The 20,253-nt window shown below is 41.7% G+C and carries 21 protein-coding genes; 12 read left to right on the top strand and 9 right to left on the bottom strand.

The features are described 5' to 3' along the window. Nucleotides 1-71: 71 nt before the first annotated feature. The gene (locus Q1Q15_RS10925; RefSeq protein ID WP_300459543.1) at nucleotides 72-977 is read right to left on the bottom strand and encodes a LuxR C-terminal-related transcriptional regulator; all 906 of its coding nucleotides are present in this window, start codon (nucleotides 975-977) and stop codon (nucleotides 72-74) included. A 1,217-nt stretch (nucleotides 978-2,194) separates the two neighbouring features. Between Q1Q15_RS10925 and Q1Q15_RS10920 the strand changes: the two genes are divergently transcribed. Then, nucleotides 2,195-2,899, top strand: coding sequence for a YkgJ family cysteine cluster protein (locus tag Q1Q15_RS10920; RefSeq protein ID WP_300459541.1), 705 nt, complete (start codon nucleotides 2,195-2,197; stop codon nucleotides 2,897-2,899). A gap of 131 nt (nucleotides 2,900-3,030) precedes the next feature. On the opposite strand, the gene Q1Q15_RS10915 is transcribed toward Q1Q15_RS10920, so the two are convergent. Together Q1Q15_RS10915 and Q1Q15_RS10910 are read right to left on the bottom strand one after the other, a co-directional pair. Then, nucleotides 3,031-3,234: a cold-shock protein gene (locus tag Q1Q15_RS10915; RefSeq protein ID WP_300459539.1), complete on the bottom strand. Its 204-nt coding sequence runs from the start codon at nucleotides 3,232-3,234 to the stop codon at nucleotides 3,031-3,033. Between the two features lie 299 nt (nucleotides 3,235-3,533). Continuing rightward, nucleotides 3,534-4,196 (bottom strand): hypothetical protein, encoded by a 663-nt coding sequence (locus Q1Q15_RS10910; protein WP_300459536.1) that lies wholly within the window; start codon nucleotides 4,194-4,196, stop codon nucleotides 3,534-3,536. Between the two features lie 231 nt (nucleotides 4,197-4,427). Here Q1Q15_RS10910 and katG point away from each other — a divergent pair, with 231 nt between their 5' ends. Then, nucleotides 4,428-6,665, top strand: a complete 2,238-nt coding sequence (katG, locus tag Q1Q15_RS10905) for a catalase/peroxidase HPI (RefSeq protein WP_300459533.1) — start codon at nucleotides 4,428-4,430, stop codon at nucleotides 6,663-6,665. A 119-nt stretch (nucleotides 6,666-6,784) separates the two neighbouring features. Here katG and Q1Q15_RS10900 read toward each other — a convergent pair whose 3' ends face one another. The 3 genes from Q1Q15_RS10900 to Q1Q15_RS10890 all read right to left on the bottom strand — a co-directional run bounded on the left by Q1Q15_RS10900 (nucleotide 6,785) and on the right by Q1Q15_RS10890 (nucleotide 7,499). Continuing rightward, on the bottom strand, nucleotides 6,785-6,919 hold the full coding sequence (locus Q1Q15_RS10900; protein ID WP_300459532.1) for a hypothetical protein: 135 nt from the start codon (nucleotides 6,917-6,919) through the stop codon (nucleotides 6,785-6,787). Nucleotides 6,920-7,006: 87 nt separating this feature from the next. Next, nucleotides 7,007-7,231, bottom strand: a complete 225-nt coding sequence (locus tag Q1Q15_RS10895; RefSeq protein ID WP_300459531.1) for a hypothetical protein — start codon at nucleotides 7,229-7,231, stop codon at nucleotides 7,007-7,009. Nucleotides 7,232-7,298: 67 nt separating this feature from the next. Further along, entirely contained in the window at nucleotides 7,299-7,499 is a 201-nt protein-coding gene (locus tag Q1Q15_RS10890; protein ID WP_300459529.1) for a hypothetical protein, read from the bottom strand. Nucleotides 7,500-8,033: 534 nt separating this feature from the next. Between Q1Q15_RS10890 and Q1Q15_RS10885 the strand changes: the two genes are divergently transcribed. Further along, a complete protein-coding gene (locus Q1Q15_RS10885) occupies nucleotides 8,034-8,174 on the top strand; it encodes a hypothetical protein (protein ID WP_300459527.1) in 141 nt (46 codons plus the stop codon). Nucleotides 8,175-8,182: 8 nt separating this feature from the next. Here Q1Q15_RS10885 and Q1Q15_RS10880 read toward each other — a convergent pair whose 3' ends face one another. After that, the gene (locus Q1Q15_RS10880) at nucleotides 8,183-9,409 is read right to left on the bottom strand and encodes a hypothetical protein (protein WP_300459524.1); all 1,227 of its coding nucleotides are present in this window, start codon (nucleotides 9,407-9,409) and stop codon (nucleotides 8,183-8,185) included. Nucleotides 9,410-10,037: 628 nt separating this feature from the next. On the opposite strand from Q1Q15_RS10880, the gene Q1Q15_RS10875 reads away from it, so the two are divergent. The 3 genes from Q1Q15_RS10875 to Q1Q15_RS10865 all read left to right on the top strand — a co-directional run bounded on the left by Q1Q15_RS10875 (nucleotide 10,038) and on the right by Q1Q15_RS10865 (nucleotide 12,110). Continuing rightward, nucleotides 10,038-10,622: a hypothetical protein gene (locus tag Q1Q15_RS10875; protein ID WP_300459521.1), complete on the top strand. Its 585-nt coding sequence runs from the start codon at nucleotides 10,038-10,040 to the stop codon at nucleotides 10,620-10,622. A gap of 350 nt (nucleotides 10,623-10,972) precedes the next feature. Beyond that, nucleotides 10,973-11,332 carry a hypothetical protein gene (locus tag Q1Q15_RS10870; protein ID WP_300459519.1) on the top strand — a complete coding sequence of 120 codons (360 nt, stop codon included), beginning with the start codon at nucleotides 10,973-10,975 and terminating at the stop codon, nucleotides 11,330-11,332. 262 nt (nucleotides 11,333-11,594) lie between these two features. Further along, on the top strand, nucleotides 11,595-12,110 hold the full coding sequence (locus Q1Q15_RS10865) for a flavodoxin family protein (RefSeq protein WP_300459516.1): 516 nt from the start codon (nucleotides 11,595-11,597) through the stop codon (nucleotides 12,108-12,110). A gap of 719 nt (nucleotides 12,111-12,829) precedes the next feature. On the opposite strand, the gene Q1Q15_RS10860 is transcribed toward Q1Q15_RS10865, so the two are convergent. Further along, on the bottom strand, nucleotides 12,830-13,168 hold the full coding sequence (locus tag Q1Q15_RS10860) for a type II toxin-antitoxin system PemK/MazF family toxin (RefSeq protein ID WP_300459514.1): 339 nt from the start codon (nucleotides 13,166-13,168) through the stop codon (nucleotides 12,830-12,832). Beyond that, nucleotides 13,168-13,425 carry an AbrB/MazE/SpoVT family DNA-binding domain-containing protein gene (locus Q1Q15_RS10855; RefSeq protein ID WP_300459512.1) on the bottom strand — a complete coding sequence of 86 codons (258 nt, stop codon included), beginning with the start codon at nucleotides 13,423-13,425 and terminating at the stop codon, nucleotides 13,168-13,170. Before Q1Q15_RS10855 ends, Q1Q15_RS10860 begins: the two co-directional genes overlap by 1 nt. Before the next feature lie 430 nt (nucleotides 13,426-13,855). Between Q1Q15_RS10855 and Q1Q15_RS10850 the strand changes: the two genes are divergently transcribed. From Q1Q15_RS10850 to Q1Q15_RS10825, 6 genes are all read left to right on the top strand, one after another. Then, on the top strand, nucleotides 13,856-13,996 hold the full coding sequence (locus Q1Q15_RS10850; RefSeq protein WP_300459510.1) for an HU family DNA-binding protein: 141 nt from the start codon (nucleotides 13,856-13,858) through the stop codon (nucleotides 13,994-13,996). A gap of 220 nt (nucleotides 13,997-14,216) precedes the next feature. Next, nucleotides 14,217-14,567, top strand: coding sequence for a YkgJ family cysteine cluster protein (locus Q1Q15_RS10845; protein ID WP_300459507.1), 351 nt, complete (start codon nucleotides 14,217-14,219; stop codon nucleotides 14,565-14,567). Nucleotides 14,568-15,384: 817 nt separating this feature from the next. Next, nucleotides 15,385-16,437 (top strand): IS110 family transposase, encoded by a 1,053-nt coding sequence (locus Q1Q15_RS10840; RefSeq protein ID WP_300459505.1) that lies wholly within the window; start codon nucleotides 15,385-15,387, stop codon nucleotides 16,435-16,437. Nucleotides 16,438-16,859: 422 nt separating this feature from the next. Continuing rightward, nucleotides 16,860-18,092 (top strand): tyrosine-type recombinase/integrase, encoded by a 1,233-nt coding sequence (locus Q1Q15_RS10835; RefSeq protein ID WP_300459503.1) that lies wholly within the window; start codon nucleotides 16,860-16,862, stop codon nucleotides 18,090-18,092. Continuing rightward, a complete protein-coding gene (locus tag Q1Q15_RS10830) occupies nucleotides 18,089-19,051 on the top strand; it encodes a tyrosine-type recombinase/integrase (protein ID WP_300459500.1) in 963 nt (320 codons plus the stop codon). Before Q1Q15_RS10835 ends, Q1Q15_RS10830 begins: the two co-directional genes overlap by 4 nt. Beyond that, complete coding sequence (locus tag Q1Q15_RS10825; protein WP_300459498.1) at nucleotides 19,038-20,075, top strand: tyrosine-type recombinase/integrase; 1,038 nt, start codon at nucleotides 19,038-19,040, stop codon at nucleotides 20,073-20,075. Before Q1Q15_RS10830 ends, Q1Q15_RS10825 begins: the two co-directional genes overlap by 14 nt. The last annotated feature ends 178 nt before the right edge of the window (nucleotides 20,076-20,253 follow it).

The following is a 20,253-nucleotide window of genomic DNA, read 5'->3' as shown; positions in this document are numbered from 1 at the left end:
GGACTATAAGGGTATAAGAATACCCCAAAAAGGCAATGGGATAAAATTGAGGGGAAAATGGGAGGAAGAAGCTATGGCTTAAAGGAAGATGTCAAATATGATTGCAGGTTAATTTTTTTATTTTTAAGATTTAACTTAGTTCTTATATTTTTTCTGTGAAAATCGATGCTGGCAGGCGAAACAAAAAAGCACTCGGCAATTTCCTTTGTGGATTTCCCTATTTTGATCAAGGCTGCGACCTGTATTTCTTTGGGTGTTAACAAGTATTGTTCACTGCTCAAAAGGTATGAAAACTCATAAACAAATTCATTGATACCGGCTTCTATCCCTTCCAGATTGGATATCTGGTCAGGACGTACAAGACTGCTCCTTAAATTACTTAAAAACGGTTCAATTATCTTTTTTACGTTTGCCATGGCTTTTTGTTCCCAAATCACCTGATCTTCTTGCCGTAATTTCATAATGGTTCGCAGGGTTGTTTTCAGGTCCATAATTTCAAGTTCTTTTTGTTGCAGTTGCTGCTCAGCCAAAACGAGTTCGGTTACGTCCAAGGTAGAAAGCAAAAGCCCTGCAGGTCTATTCTGGTCATCTCTGACGGGAATCAGTTTTGCATCCCAGTATGTAGCGTTTTGTGTTATTCGCACATCCAGGGGCACTGGAAATTCGTGGGATGTATGCTGTCGCATATCATTACGGACACTGGTAAAAATTTCAAGCAAAGAGGAGCGAGCACTGGCAAACAAATCAAAGTATTCCATCCCTATGGCCTGTTTAGAAGATTTACATGAATAGGTATTGATATAATCCTGATAAAGTTTATTGCACTTTAATAAAACAAAATTTCTATCAAATAAAGCAACCCCGATTGGCAAAAAATTCGCCACATCGTTTGCAAGTAAGTCTTGCCATAATGTTGCCTGTTCAGGAAACTTACCGGCACAAGATCGATCCTTCATCTCTATTGCTTTTTTTACCACAATGTCAAATGCCAAATGCGAACCCATGATAATTGCCTCTTGATAAAAAAAATAATAAGAAACCCTTGTATTGTTTTATGGCTCGAACAGATAGACTGTTTTGAGTTAAGAGAAACTATCCTGCCGAGACAAACCAAATATGGCACATGATGAGCCACCATTCAAGTATAAAAATCAGCATTGTATCACGATAATATTTCAACAAATTTCCAACGATTAAATGATGTTAAAGAAACGTCTGAATAGATATTTCCCTTTACAGGCACACTAAATATTGGTACGCCGTCATAGATGTCGTGTTGTTATATGGGAAATATCCAGAAAATAAGGATGGCACTGCCATGATAATGCCAATAGAAAATCAAAAAGAATCCAATTTTCTAATGATCCATATTCCTGAATTACTCGAACGGTTTTCACTGTCATATGAAAAAAATGATGCGACCTGTATTGAATACTTTTTATTCAGCAAAAACACATTAGTGGAAATCTCACGATCCCTAATTGTTTCTCATGAAATTTTTTCAAAAAGTTTATATGTATCAAAGTTTTATCCTGAGATTTTCAAAGAACTCAACTGCAAATATCTGTCAGCAGCATGTTTCTATATAATGGCCCATCATGCGATTCAACAATTTCATCTATCCGATAACTGCTGGGTAAACCTGGAAGCTGAAAATACAGTTTTTGATTCATTTTATTCACGGCTGAACGATTTTAATTTTAAGGTACAAAGCAACCGACCTGCGAATCGGGTCTCTCTTCGGGGCCGGTATCATGAAATGCCCTTTCATACTGACATGATTAGGATGCATTAAAGTAATTCCGGCTTGAAAGCCGTCCAGTATACAGACCAATGAAATGAGGGCTGTATTACAGCCATTTTCAGAGATTGTCTAACCATTCTATTTGATTGCAAATTCTATTCATTAGTGTATGATACGATCCAGTATGCAAGTAAGAGCACATTCCCTCTGCCAGTTTTTTTGTCAGGTTGTCCTCGCAGCTGCGTTGTTTCCATTACATCATAGGAATCATCAGCCGCGGCATAATTATTATTTTGACACTTCAAACGACAGGGCTCCGCTTTAAAAAAACAGGGACCTCATCTGCTGCAAGGCCGATATTTGGTATCATCATAAATTTAACAATTTGTATGGATGGGAAAGCTGGTGTTTTTGCAAAACAGCCTCCCTGTCTTGCATTGATGGAGTGATATGGAAAAGCAACATCATTTTACCGGGCAGGATCCTCTCAAACAACTGTTGTTTAAAAACATCCAGGCTATATTACAGGAAAATCCGTTTGTACAATCCATTCTGCCCGCTTTTGAGCAGATCATGGAGTTTGCACAAGTTATCATTGAGCAGCTTGAAGAATCCGGGCAGAGCCCATTGGTATCATGCCAATGCGGGTGCAGCTATTGCTGTCATTCCCAGGTAAAAATCATCCCCATTGAAGCGCTGTTGATTTATACCTATGTAAAACGGACATTCAACGATATTGAAATTTCTGATTTAAAAAAAAGAATTTTATTCTTTAGCAATTTAACCCGGGGAAAAACATTTGAGCAACGATTTTCAATGAAACAAGCGCTTCCATGCATTTTCCTAAAGTCCGAACAATGTTGCATTTATCAGGCGCGGCCCAGCATTTGTCGGTCCTGGAATTCTCTTGCACAATCAGCTTGCATCACTGCATATAATTCAAAAAATTCCCAGGCAGAAATAGAATCATCCCCTGCCAGAGATTATGTATATGGCTCAGCAAGAGAGCTATTTGAAATGATAACCCGACAGCAGGCGCTTCAGGCACAGACCTTACACATGCACCAGGCCATTGATGACTGTTTCAACAATCCCGACCCGTTGACCCAATGGAGTCGGGGCATAGATATATTTCACATTCGGCCAAGGATGTGAAATATATCTTGGTGGCGAAAACAAAGAGGGCGTATCGTAAAAACAAAAAGACCCTGAACAATCTTCTGTTCAGGGTCTTTTATTTTTAAGTCATCAAGATGACTTTTTTTTAAAGCAAATAAAACGGTTTACTAAACCACGGTTACATTTGCTGCTGCAGGACCTTTCTGGCCTTCTTCAATGTCGAATGTAACACTATCCCCTTCACTGAGGGATTTAAACCCGGTTGAATTAATGCCTGAGTGATGTACAAACACATCTTTTCCACCGTCTTGCTGTTCGATAAATCCAAAACCTTTTGATTCGTTAAACCATTTTACGATACCATTAGCCATATTGGCAATCTCCTAAAAAAAAATAAAAAAATACAAGTTTCTAACTTTGGGGGATAATACCGCTTTTGTTGTCGGGATATTCACCTTGGAGGGAAACCTATGTGTTAACACAACATAACACACTTCCCTAAATATAAAAGAATATCGCCTATAAGTCAAGTGTTAAATATATTTTATTGGAAAATCCTATATACGCCTCAATCTTTCACAGCTTTTCCCATCTCGAGTTAAGTTTTTTGCCCCAGACCCCATTCGAATATAAGACATGCCATAGAACAGAAAAGCAAGTAGCGATCCGCCTACTCTTTCCCTGATTCTACTAGGACGTTATCTATCACCATGATATCCTGCCTTCCTACAAATGCCTCTTGACCAATAGTATACCCATTTAACGTCAGTATATTATCGTCGCCTATGATCAGTCCGTTCAATGTTTTTATTTCATCTGACAAGAACTTGGCAACAAAGTTGCCCCGATCATCAGATTTCCACCAATCGATTGCAACGCCGTTGAGATACACACTCGCTCCAACCACTATATTATAGGCGATATCGGTATGAACAGTGACGATAGTTCTTTGACTCTGAATATTGAGAACATTTTTGATATATGGTTTTGAACACTGTTTATAATCTCCAATTATGTCGAGCGGGGAATTGATTCTTTTGATTTTGAATTCTCCTATATGGGGGGGGTTAGTGAGCTGTCTCGAAATTTCTTTGCCGATTTTACGCGATGATATCGGGATGTAACCGGACATTATTGCTGATATGCATTTTGTAACCGTCTTGGTAACACTTCCGGTATGGGAGCTGAAGTGGCTCCGGGCATATTTCGCAATAATCTGCCCTTCGCAGATCCAGGAAAAATCGATGCCATTGAGTGTACGGTTACCATTGTTGAAACCAGACTTGATACTGTGGTAAATTCCAAAAATTTTGCCAGGCCCAATGAGAATCATCCGCTTTATCGAAGAACTTGGCTTGAGGCATTACGGTGGACTATGCCCAAAATTAGTTTGGTTTTGCAATTTTTTCATATACTGTTTGACAAAAAGCATTTTCCCATCCTAATATAGTTAAACAAAAAGTATTTATCTATCGTACTATCCCCTTATTTTTTAGCGTTTGACTTACTTTTTTTTTAATTTTAGCGATTCCAAATTAAACCAAACCAAGAGAGGAGAAAACCCATGAGAGGACGTAACTTACTAATAACTATAGTGATGGCTGGATTGATGGTCTTTTCGCTGTCAACTGCAACTTTAGCAAGTCCTGCTGTAGACAAGGGAGAAGCAAAGCCGAACCAATTCTGGTGGCCTGAACAGTTAGATCTCAGAGTGCTTCGTGCACGTGACATTGCATCTAACCCATATGGTGAAGAATTTGATTATGCCAAAGAATTTAAAAGCCTTGATCTCGAAGCGGTGAAAAAAGATATTGACGACTTGTTGACAACTTCGCAAGATTGGTGGCCAGCGGATTATGGCAATTATGGACCGTTTTTTATTCGCATGGCTTGGCACAGTGCAGGAACCTATCGCATTGTTGATGGACGGGGTGGTGCGGGCGGTGGTCAACAGCGTTTCGATCCGCTCAATAGCTGGCCTGACAATGTAAACCTTGATAAAGCACGACGGTTGCTTTGGCCGATCAAACAGAAATATGGAAAAAAGATTTCTTGGGCTGACCTGATCGTTTTGACTGGTAATGTGGCGATGGAAAATATGGGCTTTAAGACTCTTGGTTTCGCGGGTGGTCGTGAAGATGACTGGGAGCCTGATATGGTTTATTGGGGACCTGAAACGATGTGGCTTGATGCTAAACGTCGCAACAAAGAAGGGAAATTAAAAGGACCTCTTGCGGCTGTACAGATGGGCTTGATTTATGTCAATCCGGAAGGGCCGGGTGGAAACCCTGATCCGCTTGCATCGGCAGAAACTATTCGTGAGTCCTTCGGTCGCATGGCGATGAACGACGAAGAAACGGTGGCACTCATCGCAGGTGGACATACTTTTGGTAAAACACATGGCGCTCATAAGCCGACCGAGTGCGTTGGAGCTGAGCCAGGTGGTGCTCCTATTGAAGATCAGGGGTTGGGCTGGAAAAACAGTTGTGGTAAAGGGAATGCCGAAGATACGACGGGCAGTGGGTTAGAGGGTGCCTGGACATCCACACCAACTTTATTTAGCACGATGTATCTGGACAATTTATTTATGTTTGAATGGAAGCAAACGAAGAGTCCTGCTGGCGGGATACAGTGGATTCCAACAGATGAAACGGCTGGCGACATGGTACCTGATGCACACATTGAAGGTAAGTTTCATGCGCCTATCATGTTTACCACAGATCTTGCGCTTAAAGAGGATCCGGCTTATCGGAAGATCGCAAAACGGTTTCAGGAAAATCCGGAAGCGTTTGAAAATGCGTTTGCCAGAGCCTGGTTTAAGTTGACACATCGTGATATGGGGCCACGTGCACGCTATATTGGTTCCGATGTGCCAGATCTGGAAATGACTTGGCAAGATCCTGTGCCTGCTGTTGATCATGCCTTGATTGACGAGAAAGATATTGCAAAGCTTAAGAAAGAGATTCTCGAATCAGGGCTAGCCGTTCCAGAGCTTGTCAGAACTGCCTGGGCATCTGCTGCTAGTTTTCGTGCAAGCGATATGCGTGGCGGTGCGAATGGGGCACGTGTACGTCTTGAGCCACAAAAGAATTGGGACGTTAATAACCCGAAAGAACTGGCAAAAGCGTTGATGCATTTGAAAAAAATTCAGAAAGCGTTTAATGAATCACTTTCCGGTGATAAAAAAGTTTCGCTTGCTGATTTAATTGTTTTGGGCGGAGCGGCTGCTATTGAGAAAGCGGCAAAAGACGCTGGTTATAGTGTTGAAGTTCCTTTTGAACCAGGTCGCACAGATGCATCGCAAGACCAGACCGATGTAAATTCTTTTACTGTCTTGGAACCAACTGCAGATGGATTCCGGAATTATTTTGGTAAGGATAATGACCGTTCTCCGGGTGATATGCTTGTTGACAAGGCGAGCCTGTTAGATCTAAGTGTTCCAGAGATGACTGTTCTAGTGGGTGGTATGCGTGCACTGGACGCCAATTCAGGTCAATCCAAGCATGGTATATTCACCGACCGTCCAGGAGTGTTGGACAATGATTTTTTTGTTAATTTGCTTGATATGTCCACAAAGTGGAAGAAGTCAGAGAAGTCGGAAGGAATTTATGAAGGGTATGATCGTAAAACAGGTGAACTGAAATGGACAGCAACATCTGTTGATTTGGTCTTTGGCTCAAACACCGAGCTTCGTGCCGTTGCAGAAGTGTATGCATCTAGCGATTCTAAAGAAAAGTTCGTACGTGACTTTGTCGATGCCTGGGTTAAAGTAATGAGCCTCGATCGTTTTGATCTTCGCTAGTTGAATTGCTTATGATGTCGCATAAGTTGCTTACCGATAGGCGGCTTTAATGCAGGGAGCTATAAAAAAGCCAGTACTCTTTTGGGGTACTGGCTTTTTTAAATCGTTGAGAAGGTCTTTTAAAGCAAGGCCCCAGTGATCTTTTCGCTTCCGTCTGCGGATTCTTCCTCTTTTGTCTGTTCTATAAACCATGAGCCCATATCTTTGTTTTTGCCTGTTTTGCTGAGCGACACACCAACGCCGATTTTTTCCATTAGACCGGACAGTTCCGGGCGCATTGACCGCGGTATGCTGCAAGTTCATAAAAATCTTCCAAAACCTGTTGATTATTGGGCTTCAAATTATTTCGCAACAATTGATACTACATTATGCGATGGCTGTGGTAATTGTGAAAAAAATATCAGGTTGGTGCAGCAATAATGTCGGCCTCCAAAGCCCTCCGCGATCATATCTTCATTCAATTGGCTTGAGTCGGCATTGTGAAGCGCTGCATGCGTTTTACCAAGCACAATGGCAGTATCTTGATCAAAAACTGTTGGTAAAAGCGCTCCGGTCAAAAACTCCATAATCAGGAATTGGTTTCCTATATATTTATATATCTATACAGGCATAATATACATATGGCACGAGAAATCATTGATCTACCAAAGAATTATGTATGACGCTTTCCATGATGGCCTGTTTAGGAGGATGAAACTTTCGAAATACGCTCAGGACTAAAGGCCCTGAGAGCAATGACTGAACGTTCTTCAACTTAAATTGGAAAATAGATGTATCATAACCGCCCTGAAGTTGTGATGGCGGAATTTTATAGTCTACTTTTGTATCACCCATATCCTCCTCATAGCATGCTAATTTCGCGTGATAAACAGAAAGAAATTAAAAAGGTATCATGATGAATAATTATTCTGCCACCCATTTCATATTGACATTATACAAATCAAGATAAAATAGCAAAGATTTATGAATTTTTTGCATAGTTCAATGGTATAAGTCCGGGGTCGGGCCCGGCACCAAAAAACAGTGACTTGTGTTCATATTACATTTAGTCTGGTCTGATGAGATCAACAACACGACACCCGCACTGATAACTGCTCCCCAAAAAAGAGCCAACAGATGAGAATTCCCCATTTCTACAGTGCATTTTACGTTTACAAATATTCAACAGGTCTGTCTGCAGTAATCGCTCTTGCCAAAAGGGTCATGAGTGGCGGTGAAAGAGAAAAAGAGCAATATCTATTGTGCGACAATTAGAAGAACTAATTTAAAAATACAAATTGATAAACAGATATCCCCTTCTATTGAAAATAGTTGCCAAATACCGAAGGGATCGTCCTAAAAAAAAAGAGAAGCATGTCCCGGAAGGATATGAATATCGCCTTGAGCTTTCCTTTGAAGCTGATATGGCGCTTTATCGAACCATTTATGCGCCTTTATGTTGAAGAAAATCAAACCACAATAACAGGGTGCCAGGAGGCAAAAGATACTGGTTATGCTGTCGCCAACTAACTTTCCCGCTATTTCCTGCGCATGATGATTATTGCATCTGCAGGACAGATGGTCTGGCATAAACCGCAAAATTCACATACTTTTGCCTTCCATTTTGGAAATCCGTCCTGCATCGACATGGCACCATAGGGACAAACCGAACACTGTGCGCAACCCACACATTTTACTTTGTCAATGGTCATGGCCATGGCTTCCCTGGGGACCTGTCTTTCTGTTACAAATTTTTCGTATTCTTCTGGATTATTTACATGAGGGACGGAGATTCCTATAATATCCTGTAAGCCCTCGTAGCCTTTCCGGATCATAAAGTTTTCTAACCCGTCCACCATTTCGGTGAAAATATTGGTCCCATAACGCATGGCGGCGGTCATTACTTCAACTACCGATGCCCCACACATCAGACGAGATATGACATCCCGGGCGGTCATCGTTCCGCCGGAGGTAATGATCGGATGCGTTGTGAGCGCAGAGAGCCGGGCGGTTTGATAATTCTCATGTGCACTGATACCGCGCCCATAATAGGGGGATGGAAAAGGCAGTATGGGCATCCCGGTTTCTATGTCGATAACCGTGGCTGGAAAGAGAGAATAGATGGTATGTCCTGCCGCTCCAGCCATTTCGAGCCGGTGGAAATGGGCGCACGTCACATCCGTATGGAGTTTGAAATAAAAGGGAATATCCACTGTTTGCTGCAGTGTTTCTGCTACCCGCACGAGATGATCGATATCGGATATCGTCCCCCAGTCGCCTCCGCTATTTCTGCCAACATCAATCGGACAGGCGTTGAAGACTTCCAGCATGTCGGCGCCGGCCGACTCAAGCCGTTTGGCTATATCGGCCGTACGTTCCAAGGCCTCATCTTCTGAGAAGAATTCGGTATCGCTCATGATGTTGATATTGGGTATCAGAACAACGTCGGCCGCCTGGGTCAAGGGCTTTATTTTCTTTACAAACTCTATTCCTTCGTCTTCCTTGAAATTGCCGATGGAAATGTTCTGACTGCTCCCGGGATCGCCATACTTGTCCAGAAGCCATATGGCTGGTCTCGGAAGAAGCCACTTGCCACCCGAAACCCCTGAAACAAAAGAGATGCTCTTGGTGACGATTGCGGATGCCCCTGCCTCTATGCATCCTTCTACGGACTGTACGCTCCTGGTTATTACTCCCGAGGCTGCTGCGATCGGGTTTTTGAACCTTACACCAGCAATTTCCACACTTAAATCTACGTTTGACATGGTTTGGATTCCTTTATTTTGACGGACTTTGTGTAGAGGTCAAATGCCATAATTTGTAAAGGAAAATGAACCCCAGTTTTACCGCCTATTTTTTCTTCGACCTATCCAAATCTACATCAGACGTCTGTACGATAGGAAGACGTTTTTTGTCAAGAAAAGTATGAAAATTATTAAAGCAATGAAATATGCATGCAGCAGGGCACGAGCACAACATGCTCAATGTCTGAACCAAACAGTATGGCAAGTCAATCTTTCGCATTAAGGTAAAAAATAATTAATTCAAAGAGGCGACTCCTGCCGATTAAGTCCGGTTTCACCAGTTGCCCCTCCCCCTAACTATCCCTGCGACTCTTCAATTTTGCCTTACAGGGATCTCGTTGAACAGGAGTCTGGATCATTTTTGGAAAAAATATTGGATTTGTTTAAAAAATTTGATACTTTGTTATGGATGATAAAGTAATTAAGTTTACTTGTCAGCAGTGATGATCTTTTTTTAAAGATAAAAAGCTCTATTTTTGAATTTTCGATACTTTTTTATAAGAACATAATGCCTGATAAATCCTTCTTCTCAATGACTGCAGGGATTGGGCCTCAATATTCATTTTATGTTTAAAATAAGGAGAGAAAAATGACTGAAGAGAAAAATCAAGCGAAAACTGAAAAATCACCTACTCTTCCTGCACCAGCACCTGCATTAGCGCCAGCACCATTACCAGCACCAGCACCAGCGCCCAAAAGCAGAGGCGCTTTTTATTATCTCGATGGTTTTTTAGTTCGTTTATCACTGCTGGTACTTATTATTGCGCTTCTTTGGAACTGGGATGGATTCTGGAGAACAGATATAAAATTTCTTACCGATGCTCAAAAAAATTATTTTCCGGACAAGTACGAGGCAGAACATCTAAAAATTGCAGCATTAGATGATAAATCATCACTTTTCACAAAAATGAATGAGAGAATTGTAAAGTATGAAGAGGAAAAAAATCAGTCTTTAAAATCGGTAGAAGAGGTCGAAGCTGAGTTGGTTGCTTTAAAGAAAGAAGCTGCCGTATTGTTGCGCCACTACGATACGTCACTTAGAATTATCAAACAACTAAATCGAAAATTTTCTCCGGATGAATTTGAGGAGACATTAAAATGCAACAGCCCCGAATGCGAGAATATTCTCAAATCAAACCCTGAAGCTGACCCAACAACATACTCTTTTAACTAACCCCCATGCCCTGGTGGGCACAACAAATCATGAAAAATATTTTAACCACAGAGACCACAGAGGTATCCTCTGTGATCTCTGTGGTGATATTCTTTTTCATATAAAAAGCGTTTTTTCATATAGTCCCGCAGTCAAAGATGCCCCAAAATTTACATTTGATGCAGCCTGACTGCAAACCGGAACCGGTTGATCCGGCATGCGGGAGCATTGATAGCCTGAAGGTCACAAAGTAAAATGTTAATGAATCTCCAATTAAATTGTTTTTCGGGTGTCATTTAAATTTTCATGTTGAACAAAGACAATTTTTGCTATGTTAACTATAATTTGTTTATTAAGGATGAGACGAGGAAATGAATAAGACAATTCCATTATTTTTTGTATTCCTGATAATTGGTTACACAACTGAATCTCTGGGGGCCTCAATATATTTTTTTGAAGGCAAGGTCGAAAAAATAAGTTATGATGGAGCTGGTATTATTGCAAATGCAGGTTGGCAAATTGGTGATCCTGTTAAAGCTTCATTTTGTGTAGATTTCATAGAATTCCGTCCATTTTGCGAATGTAGCTATGGAGCCGGTGGGCTTGGTGGAATTGGTATGCTGAAGCCAAAACCCAATTGCAACATGGAAAAATTTCTAAAGTACCGGAAAAAGACCGGAGAAACAAAAAAAGATCTCAGGAAAATTTCCCAAAAGTCTTATTTTTATTGAAAAGTGTATAGGTCGCCTGTGGAGGTGGCACCCGAACTGGTGTCCTGGGTGGAAAAGGGACATTACATCATTGCCGGCTGAAGGATAGAATTTCACGAACATACAATATGAAAAAATACCAGGATTGATTTGAGGCCCAAATAAATAAAATAATTATTCGTAACAATGTAGCAGATGCTACAGACGGGTTAATGGAACTCCCATATATTGAGAGTCGAAGTGATTTAAAAATATCATCCATTAATTAAAAGGAGAATGGATCATGAAAGTGTTGGTAACTTATTTCAGCCAGAGTGGAAACACAGAAAAAATAGCCAAAGCCATCTGTGAAGAAGCAGCAAAGGCCAGTGATGCCGACTTGAAGAAACTTGAAGAACTCACCCCCGATATGGTCGCCGAATACGATTGCATTTTTATTGGCTCGCCCCTGCACTCCGGCAGCATGGCAGCCCCGGTAAAAGAATGTTTGGGTGTTCTCAAGGCAAGCTCCGGTCAGCAGATGGCTGGTTTTATTACCCATATGGCTCCTGCCTACCCAGAACAGGATATGGAAGCCTTTGCAGAACCCATGAAAGCCGCATGCAAAGAAAAAGGTATCGAATATAAAGGCTGTTTTGACTGCCAAGGCTTTCTGGCTGAATCCATGCACGCGCCAGTGCAAAAGAAATTAAATATGGATGATGATAAGTGGGCGGGTATGGTCAAACAGATGACCGGCCGGCCGAACCAAGAGGATGTGGACAACGCCAAAGCATTTGTTAGATCGCTCTTTGCATAAAAAAGAACGCCGGAATTAAATACAGATTCCATTTTGTTTGTCTTTTATTCCGTTTCCCGCGTTACCATAGATGGCGTATATGATACTATACGCCATCTATTTAACGAGTTTCAGACAGGACATCCGTACCAGCTAAAATACAGCAAATAAGCCTTGACCATTTTAAGGAAAAACTGATTGAAGTGCTTGAATAGCAAGTTGTAGAAATCCAACAGTATTTTTGACATTAAAATTTTTGGAATTTGGCGCCCTGACTTTAAATACTTGTCTGTATGACGTCCCGGAGCAGTTCCATTTTATCCAGCGGCGTGTTCTGATAAAGGCCTCTTTTCCGATTTCCATTTTGAGAATTTTGATTGACTTACTTATGGTTTTTACCCGTTCGGAACGTCTGATAGCTTTCGGATCGATTTTTTTGTGTTCCTCTGCGGACAGTCATCAGTTTCATCTTTTATCCCTCCTTTTGCTTGAGAATGATGTCCAGTAATTTTTCCATTGATACTGATAGCAGAATGTTGGTACCCCATCACAGACAATGCGGGACTCCCAACTCCTTTTGAAAGGACTAAAACTACATGCCCGGTCGGATCAGTGTATTTCAAAGGATTATTCAGACAATATGCATACCGGTTCAAACTCTGGGGGTTATTTATTCATATATTGTTCAGAAAAAATAACTAAAAAATAAATCTGTCCCCCTTTTTTTTTGCACATTTATTTTATTCGCTTACGATGGCTTTTACCTTTGCCAGTACTTCACTGATCGCACTGGCTGGTGCTTTTTCAGCAAATTGTAAACCCCTTTCAACAAAATCAATGGTTTTGACCTGGTGGCAAAGCACCACACCGCTGATTTTTTTCCCCTTGAAAGAAACTTCAAACCCATGTCCTCTGACCCTGCTTGTAATGGGTGCAACCAGGGCCAATAGAATTTTTTTATTAAAAGCAGAAGGAGAAAGGACAATGGCCGGTCTTTGCCCCATTTGTTCATGGCCGGCAGCCGGATTAAAATCAATCCAGACGATGTCACCACGCTTTGGAATATACCCCTTTGCCATTACCATTCCCTTCCAACCGGTTTGTCATGGAGCCATGCTTTGTCTTCATTATCAAGTTTGAGTGAAGCTGAGTTGCATTGGTCAAGAAGTTCATCCATAGTATATTCTTTTTTTCCTACAACCGGTGTGATAATTATTTTACCATTTTTAGCTTCGATATTAATTTTTTGATTAAGATGCAAATCAATCATATCAGCTATGGCTTTGGGTATTCTGGTTGCAAGGCTGTTGCCCCATTTTTTAACTATCATTTCCATAAAGCTATCCTATTTCTATTGAAATATTGTTTGTACAAAGCTTATCAAAAGAAATGATATGTGTCAACATTGTTGATACTAAATTCTGGGAAGAGTTCAACCTGTTTACTTATCATAGGTGAAGTTATTGATACTATTTTTCCGGTCCTCCTCCGGTCCTTTGGCTTTTATGAAATGGTCTTATTGTAAAGGAATTTGCTTTTAAACAGTGAAACCCCTTTAGCCAAAGGGGTTTTCATTTTTCCGATTTTCTCTTATTTTTACCCGTTTTAGCAGATTTTGGAAAGTTTTTCACACACAGATTCACACACAGAATTTTGTTATAATTTCCACGCCCTCCCTCCCCTCTTTCAATACCCCACCAAAAATCTTAAACAACACCTTTGATAACAACCATATACCAAACAAGACTAACACAGGAGCACCACCCTTGGCACGCACCAAACAGATAATCATTGAAAAAATATCAGAAGAAATTGACCAGTCTCCTTCAGATGCAAAAGATACAGTTGAACACCTTCTTGAAATTATGAAATCCACACTGGCATCTGGAGAGGATGTTATGGTATAATGGTTTGGTGAATTCCAGGTTAATGACAAAGCACCACGGAAGGGAAGGAATCCAGCTATCCCACCATATTCATTGGTAACGGGTTCTCCTGGGAAAGTTAAGAAAACATATGAAAATCTGAAGGAGATTGAACATAAAAAGAGATCCATGTCGAAAAGTTATATGGACAGCGCTCGGAATTTTGGTTCAAATGAAATATTTTATGAGATAAAGGACCAAAATGCCCCCTAAAACTTTCAAATGCAAACAATGCGGCAACTGCTGTCTTAATCTCAGCGATGCTTTCCAAACAAGTGTCAGTGATGAAGATGTTGCTATGTGGGAAAGAAAAGGCCGGTTTGATATCCTGGAGTGGGTTTGTCCGATATCCCTTGGTGAAGATCATAATATTTATGACATTTGGATTAGCCCAAAAACAGGAGATGATGTATATAGGTGTCCTTGGTTAAGAAAGCTTCCAAAGCAAGATAAATACATTTGCCGAATTCATGATCTAAAACCAGAACATTGCCGGAAGTATCCACAATCAATAAAACATGCTGAAGAAACTGGATGTAGAGGTTTTGAGTAGTTGATTTTGAAACTTGAGTGGGCACCCTAACCTCCTTCATCTTTTCAATCTCCTCAATAATTAAGCCACCGTTTTACCCTGAATTACAATTTCACCATCCTGATTTTAAATCCAGCTTTTTATATCAACTTCTTCTTTGTCCTGATCAATCTCCACAATTTCAAACTCGGTACAAAGAGCATCCCCGATGAAGATAGAACGTAAAAATTCTAAAGTCTGAGGTTTATAAATGGTACCGAATCCTGGGATACACCACCCAAAGGAATCAATCCCCGCCCCAAAATTCCTGTCACATACTTGATTTCCCCTCTGACAACTTGCATCAAAAAATGATTCATGGGATATCTGAATGCAAGTTCATCCTTGCATATTGGCATCACTTTCATAAGATGCCATTAATTTAAAATTGTTGATAACAGAGTTACTCATGGAACCTTTCTGTGTCAATTCTCCTCAATCCTGGTGGCCTTATGGCTTGTTTCAAAGGGATTTTCTACGAATGGATTGCAGTGTTCCCGCCTGAGGATTTATCGGGCTTATTTGGGAGGATTTGTTTGGGGTAACTCCAATATGCTGTAATGGAAAATTTAAAATTTAATTTTGTCCTGCCCATATCATGAATTTTTGAACCTGAGAAGAAAAATAATATGGGTACAACATCTTGTACCCGGCAAAATCAAAATTTTTAACAAGCGAGAACTAACACGTTATAGATAATATGAGAAGGCTGATCCCTCCGACGAGTTGTGATATAATCACGCTCAAGCAAATCAATAACGCAGTCACCCGAAGGGCTGCAAAAAGGGAGGGACCAGCCATGGATAACCAAAATAATATCACAATTGGAATTGATTTGGGAGACAAGTTTCACATAGCGGTAGTGCTTGACGGTGATGGTAATGAATTGGAAACCGTCAAGGTGATTAATACGAAAATCGGTGTGACCAAATTTTTCAATCCGTACAAATCCGCTACAGTGTCCATGGAAGCCGGGACTCACTCTCCATGGATAAGCCGCTTGCTCACTGAAATGGGTTTAACTGTATATGTAGGTAACCCCCGTAAATTAAGATTGATCTGGGACAGTACAGATAAATCCGATGCACGTGATGCCCGGATACTGGGCATGGTCTGCCGGGTAGAACACAGACTTTTACATCCATTGTACCATCGTGGTAGCCAGGCACAAGCGGATCTGGCAACAATTAAATCCCGTGATATGCTTGTGAAGAGTCGCACCCAATTGATCAACCATGTAAGAGGACTTGTCAAGGCAAATGGAGAACGGTTCCCCAAATGCAGTACAGCAAGTTTTGCCAAACGTTGTGAATCTCTTGTGCCGTCTGAACTTCAACCGGCTCTGGGGTTCGTGTTTGAAACAATTTTCCATTTGACTGAACAGATAAAAGAACTTGATCAGCAGATTGAACAACTGAGCATCGAACGGTATCCGGAAACACAGTATTTAAGTCAAGTAACCGGTGTCGGTCCCATCACAGCCCTGTGTTTTGTATTGACTATTGAAGATCCCGTTCGGTTTGCTAAAAGCCGTCAAGTAGGACCTTTTTTAGGGCTGACGCCCAGGCAAGATCAATCGGGTGAAATAGATAAACAGCTTCCCATTACCAAGGCAGGGAATACATACCTGAGGCAATTGCTGGTAGGAAGTGCGCATTATATTATTGGACCGTTTGGGCCGGAGAGTAATTTACGCCTCCACGGCCTGTCGATTGCAGCGCGTGGAGGTAAAAATGCAAAAAAAAGAGCTGTGATCGCTGTGGCCCGGAAGCTGGCTGTGCTGCTACATCGACTGTGGGCAACCAAAGAAGAATATCAACCGTTTTATGGCAGGGACAAAAAAGTGGCCTGATAATCAACAGCATCAAATATAACACAGGATTTTATAGTTGAAGAATTTAAAGGAAGATAACCCGATTGTAAGGGGGCCAGCCCCCTATCCCCCCGGGATTTACCGCATTAAGGACAAAAGTATGAGGGAGGAACAGGTACATTCGCGGTGTACCTGCCCTCATGCCTTCGTCACCGACTGCGGCGCTCGGGTTGCTTCCCAGCGTTGCCCTAATATTCCTATATCGGAATATTAGGGCATATTCCGTTTTTTGATGTATTCCGATAATTTTTCAAATCATGCTGAGTGTTTTGTAGACGTAACACCGTCACTATCCTTTTGGCTAAAAGAATCGGAATATTATATTCTCCTATTTTGTTTATTCCTCCATAATAGAGATGTCTGGCAGTCAACCAAGACAAATCTATAAAGGAGGTTTTTCTATGCAAAAGATCATGGAAGCAATCGAGTGTGTTTTGACATTTCTCCGAAAGATCCATCTCAGTAGCAGTAGCATTAAGCAGTATAAGATTCATCTGCGAAGTAGCATTGTTCCTTACTGCGAGGCCAACTGTATTGGAAGCTTTTCTGATGACGAAATGCAGGCCTATGCAGAGGAACAGATGTCAAAGGCAAAGAACGGTGAGTTTAGCAGATCTACTATGACACACCGAAGGAAAGCGGCTGCACTACTGGCAGACTGTATGCAAGGCAGGGAACTTGTATGGGGGCACAAGAGTTTCAAGCAGAAAAAGCTGTGCGAGTACTTTGAAGAGATTCTGGCTGACTATTGCACCCACATCTCTCAATCCTTAGCACTCAGAACTATTCGGGGGCACATATGCGTAATACGACAGTTTCTTGTTTTCATTGAGCAAAATAGCATGCAGAATTTCAACAAACTAACGTCCGAGAATGTGAAGGATTTTATTGCGAACGCAGCTCCAAACCACAAAGCCAGCATGTCAATGCTCACGGGTGCAACAAGAAAATTTCTTTCATACATAGCTGATACCGGACTTGCATCTATCAACGCTGAATGGAACCTTATCAACCCGGCACCCAGATATCGAAAATTGCTACCTTGTTTTTCCGACAAAGAGACGGATGCCATTCTTGACAGTATGGACAGAACTACTCCTATTGGAAAACGAGATTATGCTATCATAATGCTCACGCTTTGGGCAGGGCTTCGAGGCGTGGACATTTTAGACCTAAAGAGATCTGACATCGACTGGAATCGTAAGGTGATCAATGTAGTCCAAGGCAAAACCGTTGTGAGTATTCAAACAGCATTATCGCCGGGAGTAGGCAACGCTATAGCAGACTATATTCTGAACGGTCGCCCCGAAACGGATTCTCCATACATATTTGTACGTCATAGAAGACCTCATGACAGGTTAAGTGATACCACAGGCAAGGACATAATGGTCAGATCTCTTTGCAAAATAGGTATTTATCATAAAGCTTGGGATGGCAAGTCATTCCATGCATTAAGGAGAACTTTTGGCACAAGGCTTGTTCGGGCAGGAGTACCCATTCGATCCGTTGGTGAGATGCTTGGGCATGTAAATCCGAACTCAGCCAAACGTTATGTTTCCTTAAACATAGACGGCCTTCGTGTATGCTGTCTGGACATCTCCATGTTCAGAACCAAGAAAGTTGGTTTGTTATGACATATGAATATAAAAGCGGATTTGCCAGGCAGATCCAAGAAATGTTGGGACATAGAGCCATAATGGGGCATTCCGTGAAAGATTACAATAAGATCCTTGCGAACTTTGATCGGTTTTGTATGAATCACTTCCCGAACGAAAATATTCTTACGAAAGAAATTGCATTCGCTTGGTGTAATGATGCCAAAGGCAATGGCAAAGGTGGCTTTAATAGAGCAAGTGCGCTTCGAGGATTCGCTCGGTATATCTTTCTGGCAGGCGAAGAAACATATGTCATACCACCGTCTTTTTTTCCTATGCCAAAAGCCAAGCAACCTATCATCATGAATCATGTTGAACTAACGAACTTTTTTGAGGCGACGGATTGCTGCCATAGCAGCAAAAAAAACATTCTGCATGAGTTTACAGTGCCGGTCATTTTCCGTTTACAGTATGCCTGCGGAATGCGTCCACAAGAGGTGCGGTGTCTCCGGTGTGTGGATTTCAACTTCACAAATAATACAATTTATATCGCCGATGGAAAGCACCACAAGGATCGATGCCTGCCTGCTAATGCAGGCGTTATGGAGATATGCAAGAGGTACAACCGAATAGCGGAAAAACTAATCCCCTATAGAACATACTTCTTTCAAGCTCAATCGGGAAAGCCCTACACAACCGACTGGCTCTGCGATGCTTTCCGTATGTGTTGGGAGATGAGCGGAAATGATGGAACCAGGCGTGGTTCTTGTACTCCCTATGCTCTTCGGCACAATTTCGCTACACAAATACTCATGCGCTGGATTGAAGAGGGAAGGGATTTAGACGCAATGATCCCATACCTCAGTGCCTATATGGGGCACGAAAGCTTTTCCGCCACATACTACTACATTCATTTACTGCCAGAGCGATTAGCTCTTATGGACTTCACTCGCTCAGACAGTATCATACCGGAGGTTTATGATTATGAAGAAGATTAAAGATAACCTGTTCTCACATCTGCGAGAGTTTTTTACCATTTTCCTACCTAAGCAAGCTCAGCGCAGCTCACATACGATCCTATCCACGCAACAGGTGTGGAATATGCTGCTTTTCTTCGTCTGTGGCGCAACCGGCAAGCGTGTTGAGAGCCTCACCTTAGCAGATCTTTCCCGCAAAAACGTAATAAATTTTTTGGATAAAATGCAGCAGACAAAAAAATGGACTCCGTCTACACGAAATCACCGACTGGCACGTATCCGCTCATTTTTTCGTTATGTAGCCAGCATCGAACCGACATTTGTTTTTTATCTGGAAGACCTGCGAGGTATCCCGCTGCAAAAAGATGTGAACAATTCCTTCATGCTGGAGTATATGTCCAAGAATGCAATAACCGCTGTTCTTCACCAACCTGATCCATCCAAGAAAATCGGGATTCGCGATTTGTTCTTTCTGGTGTTAATGTATGATTCTGCTGCCCGTGACTGCGAAATGCTATCCATGCGGTTTTGTGATTTTGATCCGGTAGGAAAAGTTGTCTATTTGTTAGGGAAAGGGAACAAACCGAGAAGTGTCCCGATTAGCGATGATACCATTCAGCATTTTCACAGATATACGAAAACTTTCCATTCCCAAAAAGACGGATTTGTTCCCATGTTCTATACGATTAGGCATGGTAACAAGGGGCAGATGTCTGACGACAATGTGGCCAGGTTTGTCAGAAAATACGGCAATTCTGCAAAAGCTGAGTGCTCAGAAGTCCCTGATTGTGTTCACCCGCACTTGATCAGAAAAACGCGTGCCATGCTTCTGTATCAGGCAGGAATGCCTCTAGAATTACTCGCTCAGTTTCTGGGTCATAACAATCCGATGACCACATTGATCTATGCCCGTGCAGACAACGAGATGAAGCGCAAAGCCATTGATAGAGCATCGGCTGTGACCGGCTCAGTTAGTCCGGAAGCTGAAGAGGCTACATGGGACGGCAACGAGGAAATGATCAAGCGCCTGCTTGGATTGGGCTAAAACAATATCCCGATATATCGCTGGGGACATAATTGAGTTGTCTTACGTTCCCAGCATGATTTGAAAAATTATCGGAATACATCAAAAAACGGAATATGCCCTATCCTCCGAGCCAGCAGTAAAATGATATCACTGCTGAATAAAATAGCAACAGGGGAATGGTGCAACTTGATAAAAG

This window comes from Desulfobacula sp., assembly GCF_030145145.1.
Classification (GTDB): Bacteria; Desulfobacterota; Desulfobacteria; order Desulfobacterales; family Desulfobacteraceae; genus Desulfobacula.
This window is presented reverse-complemented; position numbering and strand designations above follow the sequence as displayed.

Excerpts from the sequence above, each read along its gene's own strand:
- Q1Q15_RS10920 (WP_300459541.1), top strand. The coding sequence starts at position 2,195 with ATGGAAAAGCAACATCATTTTACCGGGCAGGATCCTCTCAAACAACTG.
- Q1Q15_RS10915 (WP_300459539.1), bottom strand. The coding sequence starts at position 3,234 with ATGGCTAATGGTATCGTAAAATGGTTTAACGAATCAAAAGGTTTTGGA.
- Q1Q15_RS10910 (WP_300459536.1), bottom strand. The coding sequence starts at position 4,196 with ATGATTCTCATTGGGCCTGGCAAAATTTTTGGAATTTACCACAGTATC.
- katG (WP_300459533.1), top strand. The coding sequence starts at position 4,428 with ATGAGAGGACGTAACTTACTAATAACTATAGTGATGGCTGGATTGATG.
- Q1Q15_RS10900 (WP_300459532.1), bottom strand. The coding sequence starts at position 6,919 with ATGGAAAAAATCGGCGTTGGTGTGTCGCTCAGCAAAACAGGCAAAAAC.
- Q1Q15_RS10895 (WP_300459531.1), bottom strand. The coding sequence starts at position 7,231 with ATGGAGTTTTTGACCGGAGCGCTTTTACCAACAGTTTTTGATCAAGAT.
- Q1Q15_RS10890 (WP_300459529.1), bottom strand. The coding sequence starts at position 7,499 with ATGGGTGATACAAAAGTAGACTATAAAATTCCGCCATCACAACTTCAG.
- Q1Q15_RS10885 (WP_300459527.1), top strand. The coding sequence starts at position 8,034 with ATGAATATCGCCTTGAGCTTTCCTTTGAAGCTGATATGGCGCTTTATC.
- Q1Q15_RS10880 (WP_300459524.1), bottom strand. The coding sequence starts at position 9,409 with ATGTCAAACGTAGATTTAAGTGTGGAAATTGCTGGTGTAAGGTTCAAA.
- Q1Q15_RS10875 (WP_300459521.1), top strand. The coding sequence starts at position 10,038 with ATGACTGAAGAGAAAAATCAAGCGAAAACTGAAAAATCACCTACTCTT.
- Q1Q15_RS10870 (WP_300459519.1), top strand. The coding sequence starts at position 10,973 with ATGAATAAGACAATTCCATTATTTTTTGTATTCCTGATAATTGGTTAC.
- Q1Q15_RS10865 (WP_300459516.1), top strand. The coding sequence starts at position 11,595 with ATGAAAGTGTTGGTAACTTATTTCAGCCAGAGTGGAAACACAGAAAAA.
- Q1Q15_RS10860 (WP_300459514.1), bottom strand. The coding sequence starts at position 13,168 with ATGGCAAAGGGGTATATTCCAAAGCGTGGTGACATCGTCTGGATTGAT.
- Q1Q15_RS10855 (WP_300459512.1), bottom strand. The coding sequence starts at position 13,425 with ATGGAAATGATAGTTAAAAAATGGGGCAACAGCCTTGCAACCAGAATA.
- Q1Q15_RS10845 (WP_300459507.1), top strand. The coding sequence starts at position 14,217 with ATGCCCCCTAAAACTTTCAAATGCAAACAATGCGGCAACTGCTGTCTT.
- Q1Q15_RS10840 (WP_300459505.1), top strand. The coding sequence starts at position 15,385 with ATGGATAACCAAAATAATATCACAATTGGAATTGATTTGGGAGACAAG.
- Q1Q15_RS10835 (WP_300459503.1), top strand. The coding sequence starts at position 16,860 with ATGCAAAAGATCATGGAAGCAATCGAGTGTGTTTTGACATTTCTCCGA.
- Q1Q15_RS10830 (WP_300459500.1), top strand. The coding sequence starts at position 18,089 with ATGACATATGAATATAAAAGCGGATTTGCCAGGCAGATCCAAGAAATG.
- Q1Q15_RS10825 (WP_300459498.1), top strand. The coding sequence starts at position 19,038 with ATGAAGAAGATTAAAGATAACCTGTTCTCACATCTGCGAGAGTTTTTT.